Raw genomic sequence first — 19,491 nt, forward strand, 5'->3', positions numbered from 1 at the left:
GGCTTTATTGCCTGAATGGAACACTTGCGTCATTGAAATGTTGAATGATGTTTACAGTATCTGTTGACTCGGTTTTGCCGAGTTATTAGTTCGAATATTTCGAGTTTTTGTGTTGGCAGAGTCTTGAATTATTGTCTTAGAAGGTTCAATATCGCGCCTCAAAATTAGATATTTCAAAATATTTCAGGTGCAAGAGGCTTATGGTTCCGGGTCAATTTGATTCTTTATTACCTCCCCAAATGGCGGAAAGAGCGGCAGAAATTGGTGTAGGAAAAGCGACAAAAGATCCAATTAAATCGCTGTTGCTCGCAATTACCGCTGGTATGCACATTGGTATTGCCTTTGTGTTTTATACCACCGTGACGACGGGGGCGGGTGATATGGCTTGGGGTATGAGCCGCTTCATTGGTGGTCTTGCATTCAGTTTAGGATTGATTCTGGTTGTCATTACCGGAGGCGAGCTATTCACCAGTTCGGTATTAACCCTTGTCGCTCGTGCGAGTGGGAAAATTAGTTGGAAAAACCTGTGGCTTAACTGGGGGGTTGTGTATATCGGCAACCTCATCGGCGCGCTGTTGCTGGTTGGTATCATGCTGATGACTAAGCAATATATGTCAGCAGATGGTGCGGTGGGTATTAACGCCATGCAAATTGCTCAACATAAAATGCACCATGGATTTCTCCAAGCCGTTGCACTAGGCATTATGTGTAACGTCTTGGTTTGTGTTGCAGTGTGGATGACTTTTAGTGGTCGTACTCTGACGGACAAAATTTTGGTGATGGTTTTACCCGTTGCGATGTTTGTCTCTTCAGGTTTTGAGCACTGTATTGCCAACATGTTCCAAGTGCCAATGGCAATTGGTATTAAAACATTAGCATCTCCAGAATTCTGGCAAATGAGCGGCATGAATCCGGCTGATTTTGCCGATCTGACGATGAGCAATTTTATTATTAATAACCTCATTCCCGTCACATTGGGCAATATTATTGGTGGTGGTGTGTTTGTTGGTATGGGGTATTGGATTATTTATTTGCGAGGCCAAGATTATTAGTCTGGTAATGCCTGAAACTTTCTACGTTTATCGGCGATGAATTGTCGCTGTCTTTTTCGTCTTGATTCGAGTCTGACGTTGGCCATAGCAAATAGCTATGGCCTTTTTTTCGTCTTAATTCACCATCATTGAAATGAAGTAACCAATGATTGTTGCTGAACCAACACCGATGAAACCAGGGATCATAAAGCTATGGTTAAGTACATATTTACCAATCGCCGTGGTACCTGAGCGGTCAAAGCTAATCGCCGCCAAATCACTTGGGTAGAACGGGAAGAAGAAGTAAGCATAACAAGCAGGAAGCACACCAATCAGTACTGCAGGGTCGATGCCTAAAGCAAAACCCAGTGGTAGCATAATGGTTAATACTGCTGCCTGGCTCTTCAGGAAGACTGAAACGAAGAACATCGCAAAGGCGAATGACCACGGGTAGATGTTAACCATGCCGCTAACGAGATCGACCAAGTATTCTTTGTGGTGGCCAATAATGGTGTCACTGAACCATGCAATACCGAAAATGGTGATCACCGCGCTCATACCAGCTGTAAATACATTACTACTGACGATGCGCTTTGGTGAAATGTTGGTGGTTAGCAGGATCACTGCACCAACAGATAGCATTAGGAACTGAATCGCAACCGACATGCCCACACCTTGTGGTAGCAGCTGTTTGCTAAATAGAGCAATAACGATGACAGAAAGAATACCAAGTAGGAAAACAGTCAGGCCTTTCTTCGCGGTTTTCTCTTGTTCTGCTTCTTCAGTAGCAGTGCCTTCTTGCTCTGGATCCATTAGGCTATGGCGGAATTCTTCATCTTCCATACGTGCTTTAAATGCAGGATCTTGATCAAGATCTTTACCGCGTTTAAGGCTCCACATACATGCGATTAATAAACCACCTAAAGTTGCAGGAATCGTCACCACCAACACGTTGATCAAGCCGATATCCAGACTGTTGTCCATAGCTGTTGCCATTACTACAGCAGCTGCGGCGGCAATCGGACTTGCTGTGATACCCATTTGTGAAGCGACACTCGCCATTGCCATTGGACGCTCTGGACGAATACCTTTTTTATAGGCAACGTCGTAGATCACAGGGAGAAGGGGATAGACAGAGTGACCCGTACCAACTAAAACCGTTAACGTATAAGTACACAAAGGACCGAGGAAGACGACGTGCTCAGGGTGTTTGCGAAGTAAGCGTTCAGCAAACTTAACCAGCAGCTTCAAGCCACCGGTGGCTTCAAGGGTTGCCGAGGCAGCAACGACAGCCAGGATAATAAGCATGACACCAACGGGTGGTGACCCGGGCGCAATACCAAAAACAAACGTCATTACGGATACGCCAAGGCCACCAAGCAAGCCAAAGGCAATACCGCCATAGCGAATCCCGATTAAAATAACAGTTAAAAGTAGTAATAGGTGAATCCAGAACATATATCCCTCATTGAATCTGTTGCATATTGGTCAAAAATCGCTCGATCTGTCGTTAACAGTCCATTACGTGGTTTTATACGCTATTCATTCAGGAATAATCGGTGCATACCTCTAATAAATACAACCAGTTAACAACCAGCCCTTTAGTATTAGTTATTGTTGTGGCGTAGATCAAAAATCATAATACTTCTGTTGCATACTTTTGCACTGGAAGTAAGAGCTTAAGTGAATATAGAGGGATATTTATTCTGAAGAGCAGAGAGCAGAGAGCAGAGAGCAGAGAGCAGAGAGCAGAGAGAACAAAAAGTAGAATAAACGATAGAGGTGATAAACAAACGCCCCCGCAAAGCGGAGGCGTCAATTACAGTGCAGATAAGTAATTAAAAATTACTGACCAGCGTCTTCAGCTTGTTTAGCCTGAATCGCAGTTAGTGCCACTGTGTATACGATATCGTCTACAAGTGCGCCACGAGAAAGGTCGTTAACAGGCTTACGCATGCCCTGAAGCATTGGACCGATAGATACTAGGTCTGCTGAACGCTGTACCGCTTTGTAAGTCGTGTTACCAGTGTTTAGGTCTGGGAATACGAATACAGTCGCTTTACCCGCTACTGGCGAATTAGGCGCTTTAGAAGCAGCAACGTTTTCCATGATCGCAGCATCGTACTGAAGAGGACCATCGATGATTAGATCAGGACGTTTCTCTTGAGCAAGCTTAGTCGCTTCACGTACTTTATCAACGTCTGCACCCTTACCAGATGTACCAGTAGAGTATGAGATCATCGCAACACGTGGTTCGATACCGAATGCTTTTGCAGAGTCAGCAGACTGGATAGCGATTTCCGCTAGCTGCTCAGCGTTTGGATCTGGGTTGATTGCACAGTCACCGTATACCAGTACTTGATCAGGCAGAAGCATGAAGAATACAGATGATACGATAGATGCGTCAGGTGCCGTCTTGATGATCTGGAACGGAGGAACGATGGTGTTCGCCGTTGTGTGAACAGCACCAGAAACTAGGCCGTCTACTTCGCCGTTTTCTAGCATCATTGTGCCAAGGAAAACAGAATCTTGTAGTTTTTCACGAGCAACAACGTCAGTCATGCCTTTCGCGCCACGAAGCTCAACCAGACGAGCAACGTAGTTTTCACGTACTGCTTCTGAATCGATGATCGTTACGCCAGAACCAAGAACCACGCCTTGTTGCTCAGCAACACGCTTGATTTCTTCTGGGTTACCAAGAAGCACACATTCAGCGATACCGCGTTCAGCACAGATAGCTGCTGCTTTAACAGTACGTGGTTCGTCACCTTCAGGTAGAACAACACGCTTAGCCGCTTTACGTGCCAGCTCAGTTAGCTCGTAACGGAATGCTGGTGGGCTTAGGCGACGTTCTTTCGCAGAACCTTCAGTCAGAGATTCAATCCACTGGCCGTCAATATGGCTTGCCATATATTCGTTAACTAGCTCAACACGCTCTTTATCGTCAGCTGGTACTTCTAGGCTGAAGCTCTGAAGGTTCAGAGATGTCTGCCAAGTGTTACCTAGCGCAGTCATAACAGGTAGACCTGTTTCGAAAGCACGCTCACAAAGGTCCATTACTGGCTTAGGTAGCTCGTAGCCACCAGTCAGTAGTAGGGCACCAATCTCAACACCGTTCATTGCTGCAAGACATGCTGCAACGATAACGTCTGGACGGTCAGCTGAAGTCACTAGTAGTGAACCAGGACGGAAGTGCTCAACCATGTGCGGAATAGAACGTGCACAGAATGTGATGCTCTTAATGCGACGTGTTGCGATCTCACCTTCGTTGATAATTTCAGCGTTTAGGTGCTTAGCAATATCAGTTGAACGTGTTGCGATTAGCTCAGAACTCCAAGGTGCACAGCCAAGTACACGGATAGGGCTTGAGTTAAATACCTGCATAACTTCAACGTTTGAAGGTACAGTTGCTTCTGCATCATCAAAGATTTCAGACAGATCAGGACGAGTACGGCCTTCAGCATCAACAGGAGCGTTTAGTTTGTTAACGATAACGCCTGAGATTTGCTTGCTCTTAATGCCGCCGAAGTTAGAACATGCAACTTCGATACGTTCTTTAAGTTGAGAAGGGTTATCAGTACCTGGTGCAACAACGAATACGATTTCAGCGCCAAGCGTTTTCGCAATTTCATAGTTGATCTGGTTTGCAAACGAGTGCTTGCGAGTTGGTACTAGACCTTCGATCAAAGCTACTTCAGCGTCAGCTGTTGATTCTTTGAAGCGAGCAACGATATCTTCTAGAAGAACATCGCTCTTATCGTTACCGATAAGCTCTTGGGCACTATCCATTGAGAATGGTTCAGCAACTTTCATGTCACTGTTAGCAGTGATGATGTTAGTTGTTAGATCTGGCTGATCGCCGCCGTGACGTGGCTGTGCGATAGGCTTGAAGAAAGAAACGCGAACACCTTTGCGTTCCATTGCACGTAGCACACCAAGGCTAACGCTAGTAAGACCAACTCCGGCACCAACCGGAATAAGCATAATAGTACGGGACACTATGGATTCCTCAACTATTGAACAATACAGTGCTGTTCAATAACGATTAAATAACCGGTATTGAACAGCACCACAAAAAAAGGTCATAACCAATAGAAACGAAGTGGTTATGAAAAAACGGCCGGCCTAAGCCAGCCGTTATCACTATGTTTACACATAGCTTAGACTAATACGCAATTAGATTTCAGTTAGACGAGCTGTATCTTCTGCGATTACGAGTTCTTCGTTAGTTGAAACAACCATTGCAGGTACACGGCTGTTTGCAGAAGTAATCGTACCTTCTTTACCGAAACGTGCTTTAAGGTTTGCTTCGCCATCAACTTCAACGCCTAGGATAGCAAGACGGTTAAGAACCATTTCACGGATAGGTGCAGAGTTTTCACCGATACCACCAGTGAAAGTGATTGCGTCTAGACGACCTTCTAGTGTTGCAGTGTAGCCAGCAACGTACTTAGCTAGACGGTGACAGAATACGTCCATTGCACGTGTTGCTTCTGCTTTCTCGCCGTAGTTGTCTTCAACGAAACGACAGTCAGAAGTCACTTCAGTTAGACCTTGTAGGCCAGACTCTTTAGTTAGCATGTTGTTGATTTTCTCAACAGAGTAACCAAGGTTGTCGTGCATGTGGAAGATGATAGCTGGATCGATATCACCACAACGCGTACCCATTACAAGACCTTCAAGAGGAGTAAGACCCATAGAAGTATCTACAGATTTACCGTTCTTGATTGCACAAACAGATGCACCGTTACCTAGGTGACAGTTGATGATGTTTAGTTCATCTTCTGGCTTACCTAGTAGCTCAGCTGTTACACGTGTAATGAATAGGTGAGAAGTACCGTGCATGCCGTAACGACGGATGCCGTGATCTTTGTATAGGCTGTACGGAAGTGCGTAAAGGTACGCTTCTTCAGGCATTGTCTGGTGGAAAGCTGTGTCGAATACCGCAACGTTCTTAAGCGCTGGGAAAGACTGTTGTGCAGCTTTGATACCAATGATGTGAGCTGGGTTGTGAAGTGGTGCAAGAGTTGCACAGTCTTCAATACCTTTAAGAACAGCGTCATCGATTAGTACAGACTTAGTGAACTGCTCGCCGCCGTGTACAACACGGTGACCTACTGCAGCTAGGTTCTCAGATAGTTCTGGCTTAGAAGCAAGAATAGTGTCAACCATAAATGCTAGCGCTTCTTCGTGAGCTGCGCCGTTACCTAGTTGTGCTTCGTGCTTGCCGTCAAGTTTCCACTTGATGCGAGCTTCTGGAAGGTGCAGACATTCTGCAAGACCTGTCAGGTGTTCTTCACCTGATACTGCGTCAACAACAGCGAACTTAAGAGAAGAACTACCGCAGTTAAGAACTAAAACCAGCTTAGACATGAGTGACTACCTATAATCTGTCTGAAAGTTGATATTCAACTGAATAAAAATTACCCATAGAATAGACGACTTTTCTTAAAGCCGATCCAATCGGGGTCAAATTCGTGTTATATCCATATAGTGAAAGAACCGTGTAACTCAGATCCTGAGCCATCCATGAGGGTGCCTTTGGTTGCCAGAACAGAAATTACAGGCAACAATTAGATAAGGCGCGCTTAGGATAGCGATTGTTAAGCAAGATAACAAAAAGATTTTTAGAATAATTTAATTTGAATCAAGTTTGTTATCGCTATTTTTTAAATCTTACTTTTTTTTTTGATGTTTGGTGGCTTATGACTCAACAAAATTCGATTTGGCATTCTTTCCGTAACGGACAGGACTACATGACAACCTGGCCGATGCGAAAAGAGTTGGCCGCAATATTTCCAGATCAGCGTTATATCAAGGCAACAAAGTTTGCTATTCGGGTCATGCCTGCGGTTGCCGTAATGAGTGTACTTAGCCAGATGGCATTTGATAACTATGGTGCGTTACCACAGGCGATCGCAGTGGCATTTTTTGCCCTAACGATGCCTTTACAAGGGTTATGGTGGCTTGGTAAACGTAGCAGAACCGATCTGCCACCATCATTGGCGAGTTGGTATTGGGAAATTCACGAGAAAATTACCAGCGAAGGCCATGCTCTTCAACCAGTGAAAGCGCACCCTCGTTACGTTGAATTAGCACAGGTACTTAATCGCGCATTTAAACAATTAGATAAGGGCGCGTTGGAACGATGGTTTTAGTCATTTCAGCTAAAAATCAATTGGCTATGAAGGACAATTGACAAACAAGGCGAGCGATAACGACTTGATATATTTATCGAGTTGCTCGTCCGTTTGGTAGCCAAAATTATACATTATCCATTGCTCACAAATACCGCTCAGCATACTCTCATAGATCACCGCTGCAATCTGAGGGGTTAGGTGAGGCAGTAATATGTCGTCTTGCTGCAGTTGCTGCATAGCGGCTTCAACTTTCGCTTTATCTTCTTGCCCTTTTTCAACACAACGTAACCGTAAGCTTTCATCAGCAAAACCTTGTAAGGAAAGCTGCATGATCATCACCATTCTTGGGTTGTCACGCATTTCAGTCAGTAGAATACGGGCTATATTCAGCACGCCTTCACGTAATGCTTGGCCTGATGTTCCTTCTAGTTTTTTTGCAGCATCTTGAAGCGTAGTTGATTGTTGTTGCCATAACGCCTCGAATAAATCGGCCTTATCTTTAAAATGCCAATAGATAGCACCACGCGTGAGCCCTGCCTCTGTCGCGATACTGGCGAGTGTGGTTTTGACCAACCCTTTTTCACAGAAGACTTTCATTGCAGTATCAAGCAATAAGAGTCGAGTCTGTTCTGCTTCTTCTTTACTTTTTCTTGCCATGTTTATGTTCCGATAGCTGGAGGTGTGGTGACACACCTCCAGTTAGAGTTAAGCCGTTTGTGCCAAAGGGCTGTCTAATGGTTTGGTCAACAGAATATACAATGCCGGTATGATAACAATGGCAATGATGGTTGAGGCGACTAAGCCGTAGATAATGGCCATACACAATGGATACCACTGAGGATCACTGTATGCCAGCGGTAGAAGGCTGAGGATTGTCGTTAGGCTAGTACTCAGTATGGGCCTTAAACGCTCTGCTGCGCCATAAGCTGCAGCTTGGGCGACTGTTTCACCTTGTTTTAAGTGTCTGTTCATGGTGTCGACCAAGACAATGCCGTTGTTTACTGCGATACCAGCCAATGACACGATACCAATCAAGCCAGAAAATGACATGGCTGTACCGGATAGGAAGTAGCCAAAGAAGGTGCCCATCAGTGCGAGTGGGACGATCAGTAAAATGATTGCAGGTTGAGCAAAAGAATTAAACATTAACGCCAATAACACAAAGATCGAGAACATCGCCAAGGTGAAGGCGGAGCCCATCGCACTATAGCTTTCATCGGCTTTGGCCATTTCGCCGCCCAGTTGGTAGTGATAACCGTCTGGCCATTGTGCTTGTAATTGCTCAAGTTGCGGTATCAAAACCGTGGTCACTTCGCTGGCTGTTCGCCCTTCGGTGCGTGATGATACGGTGACAGCACGCTGTCCTTCTTTGTGAACAAAGACACGCGGTGTTTCGACGATTTGGTGATCAACCAAGTCGGTTAACGGTACCGAGCGTCCATCTTGAGTAATAATATGTAATAAGCGCATTTCAGAAAGGTGGCGAGGCCCCCCTAGTGATTCTCCACGGCTTGGCCATAGTACACTTAGGCGAATTTTAGCATCGTCATCAATGCCTTCAATTTTGTAGTGGCCTATCTCATCTTGCTCCATCGCAATGCGAATTTGTTGAGAGACCTCTGACTCAGAGAGTTGATGAAAGCTGAGCATTTCATGCTTGAAGCTAAAGCGCACCTCGTAACGTGCTGGGCCCAGATTATCGTTAATGTCACTGCTGCCAGGCACCTGTGCTAAGACATTTTTAACCTCTGTTGAAATGCCAATCAGCTGATTATAGTCAGGTCCGATTAAGTCAATTTGAATCGGAGCCGATGTATCGGGGTTACCACCAATATGCACCAGCGAAATTTCAATCCCAGGTTCATCGTGCAGTGCCTCTAAGATGCCGGAACGAATTTCTTCTAAGTACTCAAACGACAGTTTATCGCGTTGATCTTTAGGATAAAGGGTTAAGCTGAAGCCAACCTGATTCCACTCTTGTGACGGTAATAGGGCATCATTCAACGAAGCGGTTGTCATTGGGCTTTTTGCCCCGACATAAGTAATGACTTTTTCAATCCATGGCTGTTGGCGCAGAAATTCTCCCGCTTTATCGGCGGCGCGCTGTGATTGCTCCAGTGTTGAGTCAGGCGCCAGTACCAACGAAACCCCAATTTTACGGTCGTCTGATTCGGGATACATTTCTGATGGCATCATTCCCACAAGCACAATGCTGGCGATAAAGAGCATTAATGCGCCGCCAACCCATGCCCCTGCATGTTTTTTGCTTTTGAGCACATAGGTATTGAGCCACTGACGCAACTGATGACGGTAGCGTCGAGAAAGTTTATCAATCAGTAGCTCTTTATCGTTATCACCGGCCTTTTCCAACATGTAGCGCGACAAAGGAATACAGATCAGGAAAGCAATAAATAAGCTGATCAGCAGAGTGACAGTGATAGTAATAGGCAAGATACGAATAAACTTACCATCAATGCCACCCACCATCATCATTGGTACCATGGCTAATATGGTGGTGAGCTGTCCGGCTGTTGCTGGCAGAATAAATTGGCGGACGGTCTCCATTGCGGCTTCAGCAAAAGAGAGCTTTTTAACATACAGCCCTTCATGCATGCCCTCCATCACCAAGATATAGACATCGACCATCAAACCAAGCGCGAGCACCATGCCTATCATGATCATCGAGTTGAAGGAGTAACCAAAGCTCGCCATCACAGCCAGTGTTGCCAGCAAGGTAACGGGCAGGGCAATGCCTGCGATTAATGCTTCACGCCAGCTCAGCAGTAGCATCAAGACAAGAAAGACGATCACGACAGCCTGTTTCATTGACCCCGAGATATCATTAAATGCTAGCTCAATAAGTTCGCCATCATCGCTAACGCGTGATAGTGACAAACCTTGTGGCCAGCTTGAACGACTCGTGAGTTGGTCGACTTTTTTCTGGGTAGAATCAATAACGGCAAAGGTATCCGCACCTGGCTGTTTTAATACATCCAGTGTGATGCCGGGTTCAAACGGCATGTTATTGAGGCTGAAGAAGGTACGGCTGACTTCGCGATCCAAGCGGTGGCTGACTTCGGCTAACTCACCTAATCGAACAGGGCGGTTATCACCTAAGCGTGTGATCGGTAGTTGGCGAACCTGTTCAACGGTAACAAAGCGGCCAGAAAGGTATAGGTTGAACGTATTTTCATCTGATTCAAATTCGCCCCATGCCATATCATGGTTTGCCGCTTGTAGACGCTCACGGATCAGCAGAGGTGAAATTCCAAGATCGCGTAGCCTGTCCATACGTAGACGAATGTGCAGGCTTTTTTCTCGCATACCGTTGAGGTTAACTTTTTTAACCAGCGGTAAGTTTTCAAACTGTGTTTCTAGTAGCTTGGCAGTATCTGAAAGTAGAATGTCATCGACATCGCCACTGAGTACCCAGCTGATCACTGGCATGTTCGAGACTGACATTTCTTCGATGTCAGGCTTTTCAATACTACTGTCTGAAGGGAATTCAGCTTCTGCTTTATCGACACTTGCCCGCAATAATTGCATTGCTTCACTCATGGGCATGTCGGCATCAAATTCCACGGCGACAATTGAATACGAGTTATACGAACCGCTAGAAAAGGATTTTAGGCCTTTTAAACTGCGGATCTCATCTTCAAGGTGTTTGGTGATCTCTTTTTCGATCTGCTCAGGGGCGGCGCCCGGCCAGAAGGTCATGACGATCGCTTGCGGGATCTCAAGATCTGGGTAGTTCTCGCGTACCATGCTGTTGTATGACAGCAGGCCTGCCAGCACAATCATGCCAAGCAAGAGCCTGCTAACAAGTGTCTGGACAAAGAGTTTGCGTGCTATCGGCCTCATTGGATCGCTCCTACGACGTCCACAGGGCTACCATTTATTAGCAGGTGTTGGCCGCGGGTAACGACTTGCTCGCCATCATTGAGTCCGTCAATAATTTGAATGCGGCGCAGACCTTGTAGACCCAACGTTAACTGGCGCTCTTCAACTTGGCCATTGTCATTCACGATAAAAGCAAAAGCGTTACCGCTTCGGAACGAGATAGCATAAATAGGCAATGAGATAGCGTTATCAACGACTGTTGTGGCTATCCAAGCGCGAACGAACTCCCCATCGATGAGCTGTTGCTGGTCATTGTCGACTCTTACTTTTACGGTTTGAGAGCGGCGCTGAAGGTTAATGGTTGGGCTAACCGACCAAATCGTGCCAGTGACGACATCGTTGCCGACAAACTGTGCTTCTTCTGCTTGATAAAGGGTGGAATCGTCACTGGCGAGATAGACTGTTTGCCCCTCTTCTAGCTGGCGGGTGTCTTCGACAGGGAGCTCTAACTGAATCTCAAGTAAGCTGTCATCAACGACGACGATGGCACTGCTCGCTTCACGATCACGGTTTGAAGTGATGCCTGCGGGTGGGTAATAGTGATTTTCTTCCCGGATATTCATTGCGGCAATATAGCCGTTGAAAGGGGCAAAAAGGCTGGTTTTTTCTAAGCTGACGGTTTCGCGATTAATATCGGCAGAGACACTCAGAATGTCTGATTCAATGGCATCAAGGGCACTGTGGCTCATCCTTACAGTGGATTGAGCATTGAGTAACGCGGTTTTATTTCGTTCGTATTCATCTTGTGAGATCACACCACGTTCATAGACTTCTTCCATACGGGCAAAGTTTTGACGAGAGAGTGCTAAATCATTCTCCGCCTGCTGCAGTCGGGCTTGGGCTTCTTGTTTTTGAGCCCGTACTGCTTGCAAGCGGGCTTCAAGTGCCGTCACTGATGCTGAATTTTGGCGGCTATCGATTTGAGCCAACAGTTGCCCACGTTGAACAGCTTCATCGGGGCCAAATACCCTGACACCTTCGCGTAGCTGTGTCCCATTCTCCAGTTTACTAATCGCAACAACCTTGCCGGGCATTTCAAAATCGAGAAATGCCTTACGATAGGCTTGAACCGTTCCTTCTGAGAAAGCCCAGCCCGTTAGTCGTTCAGGGGTGAGCAGTTCTGTTTGTACCTTCACAGCATGGGGAGCTTGCGGCTGCAGCTGACTACTATCTTCCAGTTGTGAAAAACGATAGCCCGTCAGTAATAACAGTCCGAGAGGTAACAATAGCCATGCTTTGGCGGTAATGGTACGACGGTTCATTGCGTTGCTCAGGTAAAAGTGATTTCTTACATTATATATACATACAAGAATGTATGTAAAGTGGCGGAAAAATGCTTCCCTGCTGTTGCGTAGGATATGACGTTGAATGTTTATCGAAATGAAACTTTTTTTTTTGGGGGGGGGTATGGCGCTTGCTAATATAATAAAAGAAGACAAAACCACGCTCATGCGCGGCTCTGTCAAGAAAACGGGTGATTACTCTTCGTCTTCTTCTTCTTGTCTTGTGCGAACGGCTGGCTTAGCCAAGATCTCAAGATAGAATGAAGTCAGTGCTAGTGCTTCAGCTTCATCAACGCACTTGCCGATTTCTTTAACGTGGATAACCTTTGCTTCCTGCTCGGTATGACCAAACTTACAATCAAAATCCCAGTAATCGGCACCAGCGGGTAGCGTTTTGTTACGCTCGCGGCGTAGGTATTTTTTTACTTCGTGTTTCACTGCTTCTACAACGCGTGGTACAGCTTTTTTTGGGTGAGTTAAAGCAAATGTTTTTTTCATGAGTTTCCTAAAGTTAAAAAGGCCTGATAAACAAAGGTCTGTAGGCCTTTTACGTTTACCCTTTTCCAAGGATTACACGCGAAAGGACAACAGACCCAAAGGCACTTCAGATATTTTACTTTAAATCTGCCCTTGTAGCGATGAAGAAGTGATATCTATTGTTAACTTAGCAATAAACTGTCGTCTGTTAGCTCTTCACCACGCACTTTACTGAACATTTCCAGCAGTTGTTTTACATCCATGTGGGCACGTTCAGGGCCATCGACATCAAGCACGATTTCACCTTGGTGCAGCATGACAGTGCGCTCGCCATAGGCTAAGGCATCTTTCATTGAGTGAGTGACCATCATCACCGTTAGATCGAACTCTTGAACCACTTTATTGGTTAAGGCCAGCACGAATGCGGCCATGCGAGGATCGAGGGCGGCGGTGTGCTCATCAAGCAATAACAATTTACTGTCGGCTAAGGTAGCCATCACCAAACTGACTGCTTGGCGTTGTCCGCCAGATAGTAGGCCGATGCTATCACTGAGCCTGTCTTCTAGGCCAAGGCCAAGTATGCTGATACGTTCTTGAAACAGCTTGCGCCGGCTTGATGACAACGCTAGCTTCCAGCTTCGGTTACTGCCTCGTTTGTAGGCAAGTGCCATGTTTTCTTCGATGGTCAATGAACCGCAAGTGCCAGCGAGGGGGTCTTGGAAAACCCTAGCGGCATATTGGGCGCGTTGATGCACTGATTTATCGGTGACATCGACATTATCAATGAGTACTTGCCCACCGACCATGGGGGTTTCTCCGCTGACGGCGCCGAGCAGGGTTGATTTACCAGCACCATTAGAACCAATTACCGTGACAAATTGTTTTTCAGGTACGGTCAGTGAAACCCCTTTTAGTGCTTGGTTTTCTAAAATAGTGCCTTCGTTGAAGGTAACGCGAATATCGTTTAGCTCAATCATGTTATTCCCTTATACGACTCAGGCTAACTTTTTAGTACTCAGTACTTTTTTTTTCGTTTTGCGCTGAAAGCGGCTCTTCATTCGTGGTGCGATGAGTGCTGCGGCAACCAGTAAAGCAGTGATCAAATTTAGATCAGAGGCTTGTAAGCCAAACATCCCGCTACTGAGGGCAAAGGCGACGGCAAGGCGATAGAGTATTGATCCTAGTATTACCGCAACCACGGCAACCCAAATTTTGCGCCCTGGAAGCAACGTTTGACCCAAGATCACCGCCGCTAAGCCAACAACAATGGTGCCGACACCAGAGGTGACGTCAGCAAAGCTGTTAGTTTGGGCAAACAGTGCGCCAGAAAAGCCGACTAAGCCGTTAGACAGCGCCAAGCCCAGATAGGTATAGAGGGCGGTATTACCTCCTTGGGCATTGACCATTCGACTATTGACGCCTGTTGCACGTAGCCCAAGTCCAAAGTCACTGGCCAGTAAGCGGGTAATAAACCATGCGCTGGCTAATACAAGCAGCAGTACGATAGCAAGACGAAGTAAACCTTCATCAAAGCCCATGTCGAAGGCCATGATTTCAAACGGGGTAAAAATAGTGTCTTCGCCTAACAGGGCGAGGTTAGGGCGGCCCATGATGCGTATGTTGATGGAAAATGCTGCGATCATGGTCAGAATGCTGGCGAGCAAATGAAGAATGCCACAACGAACGGCAAGAAAGGCAGTGACAAGGCCGCAGAGTCCACCAGCAAAAATGGCGAGAAGTGTTGCCATCCAAGGGTTTACCCCCGAGACAATGGCTGTCGCGGCAACGGCTGCACCCATAGGGAAGCTACCGTCAACACTGAGATCTGGAAAATCTAATACGCGGAAGGTGAGGTAGACCCCCAATGCGACCAAGCCATAAACGAGGCCGATCTCTAAGGTTCCGATAAAGGCAAAGAAAGACATCCTTATTCCCCTTGTCTTTTTAATTCTGAGTGATTGATGCCAGCTTGTGACGTGCTAACGCCAGAAGCCGACATTTAGCGGGTTATTTAGTGACAGATGTTGCACGTTCCATTATTGACGTTGGGAATGTGATCCCAAGTTTATTCGCCGCTTGCTGGTTGAGTGCTAAGTCAGAACCTTTTGCAACCGTCACTGGTAATTCGGCTACTTTTTTACCTTCAAGTAAGGCAGCGACATAATCTGCCGTTTGTACACCGACTTGATAGTAGTCAAAGCCAAGTGCGGCAAGTGCACCACTTTCAATGTAGGTTGTTGATGCGCCAACGATTGGTGTGTTGGCTTGATTACCTGCATTGACGAGCCCTTCAATGGCACTGGCAACAGTGTTATCTGTTGGTGCGTAAATGACATCAACTTTTGAGGCTACAATTTGCGCTGCAGATTGAACATCTGCACTTTTCAAGGCGGTACCCTCAATAACGGTTAAGCCTTTTTCTTTCGCAGCGGCATGAAGTAACTGTACAAGTGCTACGGCATTGGATTCGCCAGGATTAAAAACGACCCCAATGCTTTTCATTTCAGGTAGCAGCTCTAGCATTAGCTCAACATGCTGGGCAACGGGTGATAAGTCGGAAAGCCCGGTGACGTTACCTGCGGGTTTCGCCATATTTTTAACCAGCTTTGCGCCTATAGGGTCTGTCACTGCAGTAAAGACAACGGGAATAGAGCGGGTTGATGCGGCCAGTGCCTGTGCAGTTGGCGTAGCGATCCCCACTAAAACGTCGGGACGCTCACCCACAAACTGTTTTGCAATTTGAACCGCAATGGCTGGGTTACCCTGCGCCGTTTGATAAGAAAACTGGAGGTTTTCGCCTTCAACATATCCTTTTGCTTTTAGCCCTGCGAGTAATCCCTCACGTGTTGCGTCAAGTGCTGGGTGTTCGACAATCTGTGATACTGCTACTTTGGCGACATCAGCTAAAACTGATGTTGATGTAAGTGCCAATGAGGCTGCAATACAAACGGCAGTCAGTAGTTTATTTTTTTTGAATTCCATTCTCGCTCCCTGCTGTGATTATTTAATTCATACCCAATAACTTCAAAGTGCTGAGTCCTACAGCTTGTAGTTACTTGGGTCTATGACCTCTTGGAATAATGTTTTATCGTAAAGAGGATAAAAAGAACATATAAATTTTRACAAAAATTAAACATCGGTGTGATTTTTATTGCTAAATAGAGATCAGTAATCCAGATAATATTAGTGCTTATTTCAATAAGCATGGATATCTAGCTTTAGTGTTTTTTAAAAGTGGCGGGATATGCTTATTTGAGGAAGAAGCCAATAAAACAGGTGTTTGATCCGGTGTTTTGAGGGAGTTGTTCTTAAAGTGTGGCAGCTGTCGTTGTGTTCGCGACTCATATTCAGTTTCTAGCAAGGTCGCAAGCCCGATACTGTTTATGTGCCGCAAGGCGCTAGAGATACTAGCTTATCTCCTCCCATGAACCCCACAAGCTTGGCCGCCGGTGGGGTTCAATTCTTTCTATGAAAGGTCAGTTAATCAAACTACTTTTCTTCTGGTTGATAACACTTCAAATCGTTATTGCGGCCATATATTTCTTTCATTGCAGCTTTCATTTTATCTTCGTTAACGTAGCTAGTCGGGATTGGCATGACATTAACGGTGTAGTCTGGTGCTCCCTCAGCCACGTTTGCTTTCTCTGTAACAGGGGTCACCATCATGACTTTTAGTTCAGGGTTCCGCGCTTTTATTCTTGATGCCGTGCCTAGGCCTTCAGCGACATGAAATAGCCCTGCAGTATGGATAATTTGTTTGTTGGGGTTGAGGGCTAGGTAATTCACCATACTTTCAGCCATGGTGTCATCCCATGCCGTTTGGGCCGCAAACTGACGCTTGGTTTTTTCTTCGTCACCATGGTGCATTGAGGCATTAAATTTTGCTCGGTAAGCATCATTGTCTAATGTCAGGTTATAGGCCACCCACTTTCGTTCAACGGCTGGCAGTTGATCTAGGTAATCCGCCCCTTGCTGGCCGATGCAACGTACGATCGGTTTAGGTGCATTGGCAGCAATCACATCTAACTGATTTTGTTTCGCAAACTCAACTAATGGACGATAGTCACTTGTATAGTTTGGCCATGCGTTACCTTCTTTTATCAATGTTTTTTCACCAATTTCCCCCTCTAAATATTGATTCACAATATGTTGTTTGTCACGGGTGAATTGCTCCATCGATAGTGCTAATTCAGTATTTTGTGCGTATAGCGCTGCAAATAACTGAGCTTGTAACAGGTGGGCTGCAGGATGACCGTGCCACTCACCAACCAGGACAATGTCAGCCTCTTTTAACTCAGCCGCGAGCGCCTCTAGTGATAAAGTATCACCTTGCGGTGAGTGTATGGTGTAATCATAAAATGTTGGCGGAGGGGGAGTGGTTGACTGAGTTAAAGAAGGCTGGGCAGCACACCCTGCTAATAGACTGATCAACCCAAGAGAAAGCCATTTATTCATTTATCGCAACACCTGTTATTCAGAATACGCATTAGAAACCACAGGTTTAAATTATGTGGTTATGCAAAAGGAAATTATAGACAGTGGCGCGATAATAGAGGAGTTGATATTGATTATCAAACGCTATCAATAATCAATATCATTAATTAAATGGTGGGGCTAAAGGGTTAGCGTTTTCGGTAAACGCGAATTGAGAAATCAGCTTCGCACCTGAACTGCTCGCTTTCCGCTAGCTGCTGCCAAATAGCGTCGCTGGTTTTCCAAGCGAAGGGCGTCATCTGCATCAAGGCTGTCGCTTCTTCACCACCCAACGTCATCTCATAATGTAATTGCTTGTCTTCAATAAGATCAAAACCGTCGATGGCCTCAGCAGTCATATCATGAAGCTTAACATCATTATAAATCAGCTCTTTGAGTTGATAGAGGTGACGTGCGGCAGGTGTAACAGTAACCACTATCCCACCTTGTTTTACGGTGCGAACCAATTCATCAGTTTTGCAAGGTGCGTAAATACGTACGATACCATCTAGCGATCGATCGGCAAATGGTAGGCGGTGGCTTGAGGCGACACAGAAATGACATTGTTTATAGCGTTTAGCCGCATAGCGAATAGCGACCTTAGAAATATCGAGCCCATGCACTTCTAATGATGGATGTGCCTGCAATGCTTCGGCAAAGCCCGAAGTGTAATAACCTTCACCGCAACCAATATCTAAAAGGCTTTCTGCTTGCTCTGGTAAGTACAGTTCAAGTACATCGATGACGGTATTACGTAAAGCATGGTAATGACCGGCTTCAAGAAATGCTCTTCGAGATTGCATCATCTCTTTGTTATCACCGGGGTTTTTAGAGCCCTTGTGGTGTGCGGGCATTAAGTTGACATATCCCTCCTTGGCTAAATCAAACTGATGGTTGTTGCTGCAGCACCATGTATTGGCTTGCTGACTGAGCGATGAGTGACATAGCGGGCATTGATATGACATAGGTGTTACCGAGCGTAATGAGTATGCCACCATTGTAAACGCCCCCTATATACGCCTGCAAGCGAAGGGATGAAAGGAGATTGATCACATATTTCACGCTCCGAAATTATGGTTAGATCACAGATATATTTTAAATAGATAAGCGCAATATTCGTTCAGCCTACGTTCAGCTTTCTGAGTTATTTTGCTTCTCAAAGGAAGGAAGTTAACCTCCTTTGTTGCCTGGTATTAACTCGCCTTGGTGGGGTTTAATGTCGCAGGTGTTAGTTATTGCAGGTTATTATTCTAATGCACTACGGTGCAGATACTGGTTGATGTTCATTGTCGATACTTGCCAGTTACTGAATGATAATTCTAGCTGTAAAAAAATAAACGACGGTATAAACCGCGTGAATAAAACTTTAGGAATTCAGAATGAAACGTTTTGCATTAGGCGCAGTAGCACTACTTATGGCACAAGGCGCAATGGCGTCATCTTACGTAACGGGTAACGTACAGTTTCACGATAGCGACCTACATGGTTCAAGTGCAACCTCTACTCTTGAAGCTGGCCACACGTTCACCAATGCTCTAGGCGGCCTAACGGTTTATACAGAATTTGATGGCATTCAGGTTGGTACACTTAAGGCGGAAAACCCAGGTTCTCCAGCGATCACTCTTGGTGGTGAGCAGTCTTTCAATGTGACTGATAACTTATGGGTTGCAGCAGGTTACCATCACCTTCTTGTTGAAGGTAAGTCATTCCAGTACCGTCCTCTGGTTAAAATTGGCTACAACTTTGACAACGGTATTGCAATCAGCAACCGTACACGTGCACACATTGATGCAACAGACAATGATGCAAAAACTGACTACCGTATGGACAACCGCATCGGTTACAACCTAACAGATATGGAAGTTGGCCTGTCATACAACAATGTTTACATGATTGAAGGCGAGACAATGGATCACGAGCTTCGTGCTACTTGGACTCGTAACGGCGTTCAGCCATACTTTGAGTTCCGTAACCAAGCGGACAACGAAAACAATGCATTCGTATTCGGTGCATCTTACGGCTTCTAAGCTTGTATGATATCGAATGAATAGAGAAAGGAAGGCTTTGCCTTCCTTTTTTGTTTCTAATTTTCTGACTTCTTTTTTCTTCTTTTCTCTTTTTTGTCTATTACTATTTATCAGCCTGCCATAAAGCTCAGTATTAAGCCTTTTCATTTTCAATCTTGCA

15 protein-coding genes are annotated in these 19,491 nt (G+C 45.6%); 3 read left to right on the plus strand and 12 right to left on the minus strand.

The features are described from left to right. The first annotated feature begins 200 nt into the window (after positions 1–200). Positions 201–1,052 carry a formate transporter FocA gene (gene focA / locus L4D78_RS15550; protein WP_428467770.1) on the plus strand — a complete coding sequence of 284 codons (852 nt, stop codon included), beginning with the start codon at positions 201–203 and terminating at the stop codon, positions 1,050–1,052. Positions 1,053–1,166: 114 nt separating this feature from the next. Here the strand turns inward: focA and L4D78_RS15555 are convergent, their stop codons facing one another. The 3 genes from L4D78_RS15555 to L4D78_RS15565 form a co-directional block, all read right to left on the minus strand. Next, positions 1,167–2,489 carry an anaerobic C4-dicarboxylate transporter gene (locus L4D78_RS15555; RefSeq protein ID WP_428467771.1) on the minus strand — a complete coding sequence of 441 codons (1,323 nt, stop codon included), beginning with the start codon at positions 2,487–2,489 and terminating at the stop codon, positions 1,167–1,169. A gap of 387 nt (positions 2,490–2,876) precedes the next feature. Next, a complete protein-coding gene (gene pta, locus L4D78_RS15560) occupies positions 2,877–5,015 on the minus strand; it encodes a phosphate acetyltransferase (protein WP_428467847.1) in 2,139 nt (712 codons plus the stop codon). A 192-nt stretch (positions 5,016–5,207) separates the two neighbouring features. Further along, the gene (locus L4D78_RS15565; RefSeq protein ID WP_428467772.1) at positions 5,208–6,404 is read right to left on the minus strand and encodes an acetate kinase; all 1,197 of its coding nucleotides are present in this window, start codon (positions 6,402–6,404) and stop codon (positions 5,208–5,210) included. 332 nt (positions 6,405–6,736) lie between these two features. On the opposite strand from L4D78_RS15565, the gene yfbV reads away from it, so the two are divergent. Next, a complete protein-coding gene (gene yfbV, locus L4D78_RS15570) occupies positions 6,737–7,189 on the plus strand; it encodes a terminus macrodomain insulation protein YfbV (RefSeq protein WP_428467773.1) in 453 nt (150 codons plus the stop codon). Between the two features lie 24 nt (positions 7,190–7,213). Here the strand turns inward: yfbV and L4D78_RS15575 are convergent, their stop codons facing one another. From L4D78_RS15575 to rlmA, 9 genes are all read right to left on the minus strand, one after another. Beyond that, positions 7,214–7,828, minus strand: a complete 615-nt coding sequence (locus L4D78_RS15575; protein ID WP_428467774.1) for a TetR family transcriptional regulator — start codon at positions 7,826–7,828, stop codon at positions 7,214–7,216. Between the two features lie 48 nt (positions 7,829–7,876). Continuing rightward, positions 7,877–11,032 carry an efflux RND transporter permease subunit gene (locus L4D78_RS15580; protein WP_428467775.1) on the minus strand — a complete coding sequence of 1,052 codons (3,156 nt, stop codon included), beginning with the start codon at positions 11,030–11,032 and terminating at the stop codon, positions 7,877–7,879. Further along, complete coding sequence (locus L4D78_RS15585) at positions 11,029–12,333, minus strand: efflux RND transporter periplasmic adaptor subunit (protein WP_428467776.1); 1,305 nt, start codon at positions 12,331–12,333, stop codon at positions 11,029–11,031. Before L4D78_RS15585 ends, L4D78_RS15580 begins: the two co-directional genes overlap by 4 nt. 216 nt (positions 12,334–12,549) lie before the next feature. Further along, complete coding sequence (locus L4D78_RS15590; protein WP_428467777.1) at positions 12,550–12,852, minus strand: DUF6172 family protein; 303 nt, start codon at positions 12,850–12,852, stop codon at positions 12,550–12,552. A gap of 161 nt (positions 12,853–13,013) precedes the next feature. Further along, on the minus strand, positions 13,014–13,808 hold the full coding sequence (locus L4D78_RS15595) for an ABC transporter ATP-binding protein (protein WP_428467778.1): 795 nt from the start codon (positions 13,806–13,808) through the stop codon (positions 13,014–13,016). Between the two features lie 18 nt (positions 13,809–13,826). Next, positions 13,827–14,756 carry an ABC transporter permease gene (locus tag L4D78_RS15600; RefSeq protein WP_428467779.1) on the minus strand — a complete coding sequence of 310 codons (930 nt, stop codon included), beginning with the start codon at positions 14,754–14,756 and terminating at the stop codon, positions 13,827–13,829. 82 nt (positions 14,757–14,838) lie between these two features. Then, positions 14,839–15,813, minus strand: a complete 975-nt coding sequence (locus L4D78_RS15605; RefSeq protein WP_428467780.1) for an ABC transporter substrate-binding protein — start codon at positions 15,811–15,813, stop codon at positions 14,839–14,841. Between the two features lie 507 nt (positions 15,814–16,320). Beyond that, positions 16,321–17,286, minus strand: coding sequence for a ChaN family lipoprotein (locus L4D78_RS15610; protein WP_428467781.1), 966 nt, complete (start codon positions 17,284–17,286; stop codon positions 16,321–16,323). A 167-nt stretch (positions 17,287–17,453) separates the two neighbouring features. Then, positions 17,454–18,269 carry a 23S rRNA (guanine(745)-N(1))-methyltransferase gene (gene rlmA, locus L4D78_RS15615; protein WP_428467782.1) on the minus strand — a complete coding sequence of 272 codons (816 nt, stop codon included), beginning with the start codon at positions 18,267–18,269 and terminating at the stop codon, positions 17,454–17,456. Between the two features lie 414 nt (positions 18,270–18,683). On the opposite strand from rlmA, the gene L4D78_RS15620 reads away from it, so the two are divergent. Next, positions 18,684–19,331, plus strand: a complete 648-nt coding sequence (locus tag L4D78_RS15620) for an oligogalacturonate-specific porin KdgM family protein (RefSeq protein ID WP_428467783.1) — start codon at positions 18,684–18,686, stop codon at positions 19,329–19,331. Positions 19,332–19,491: the final 160 nt, after the last annotated feature.

The organism is Photobacterium minamisatsumaniensis, from assembly GCF_050336695.1.
GTDB classification, from domain to species: domain Bacteria; phylum Pseudomonadota; class Gammaproteobacteria; order Enterobacterales; family Vibrionaceae; genus Photobacterium; species Photobacterium minamisatsumaniensis.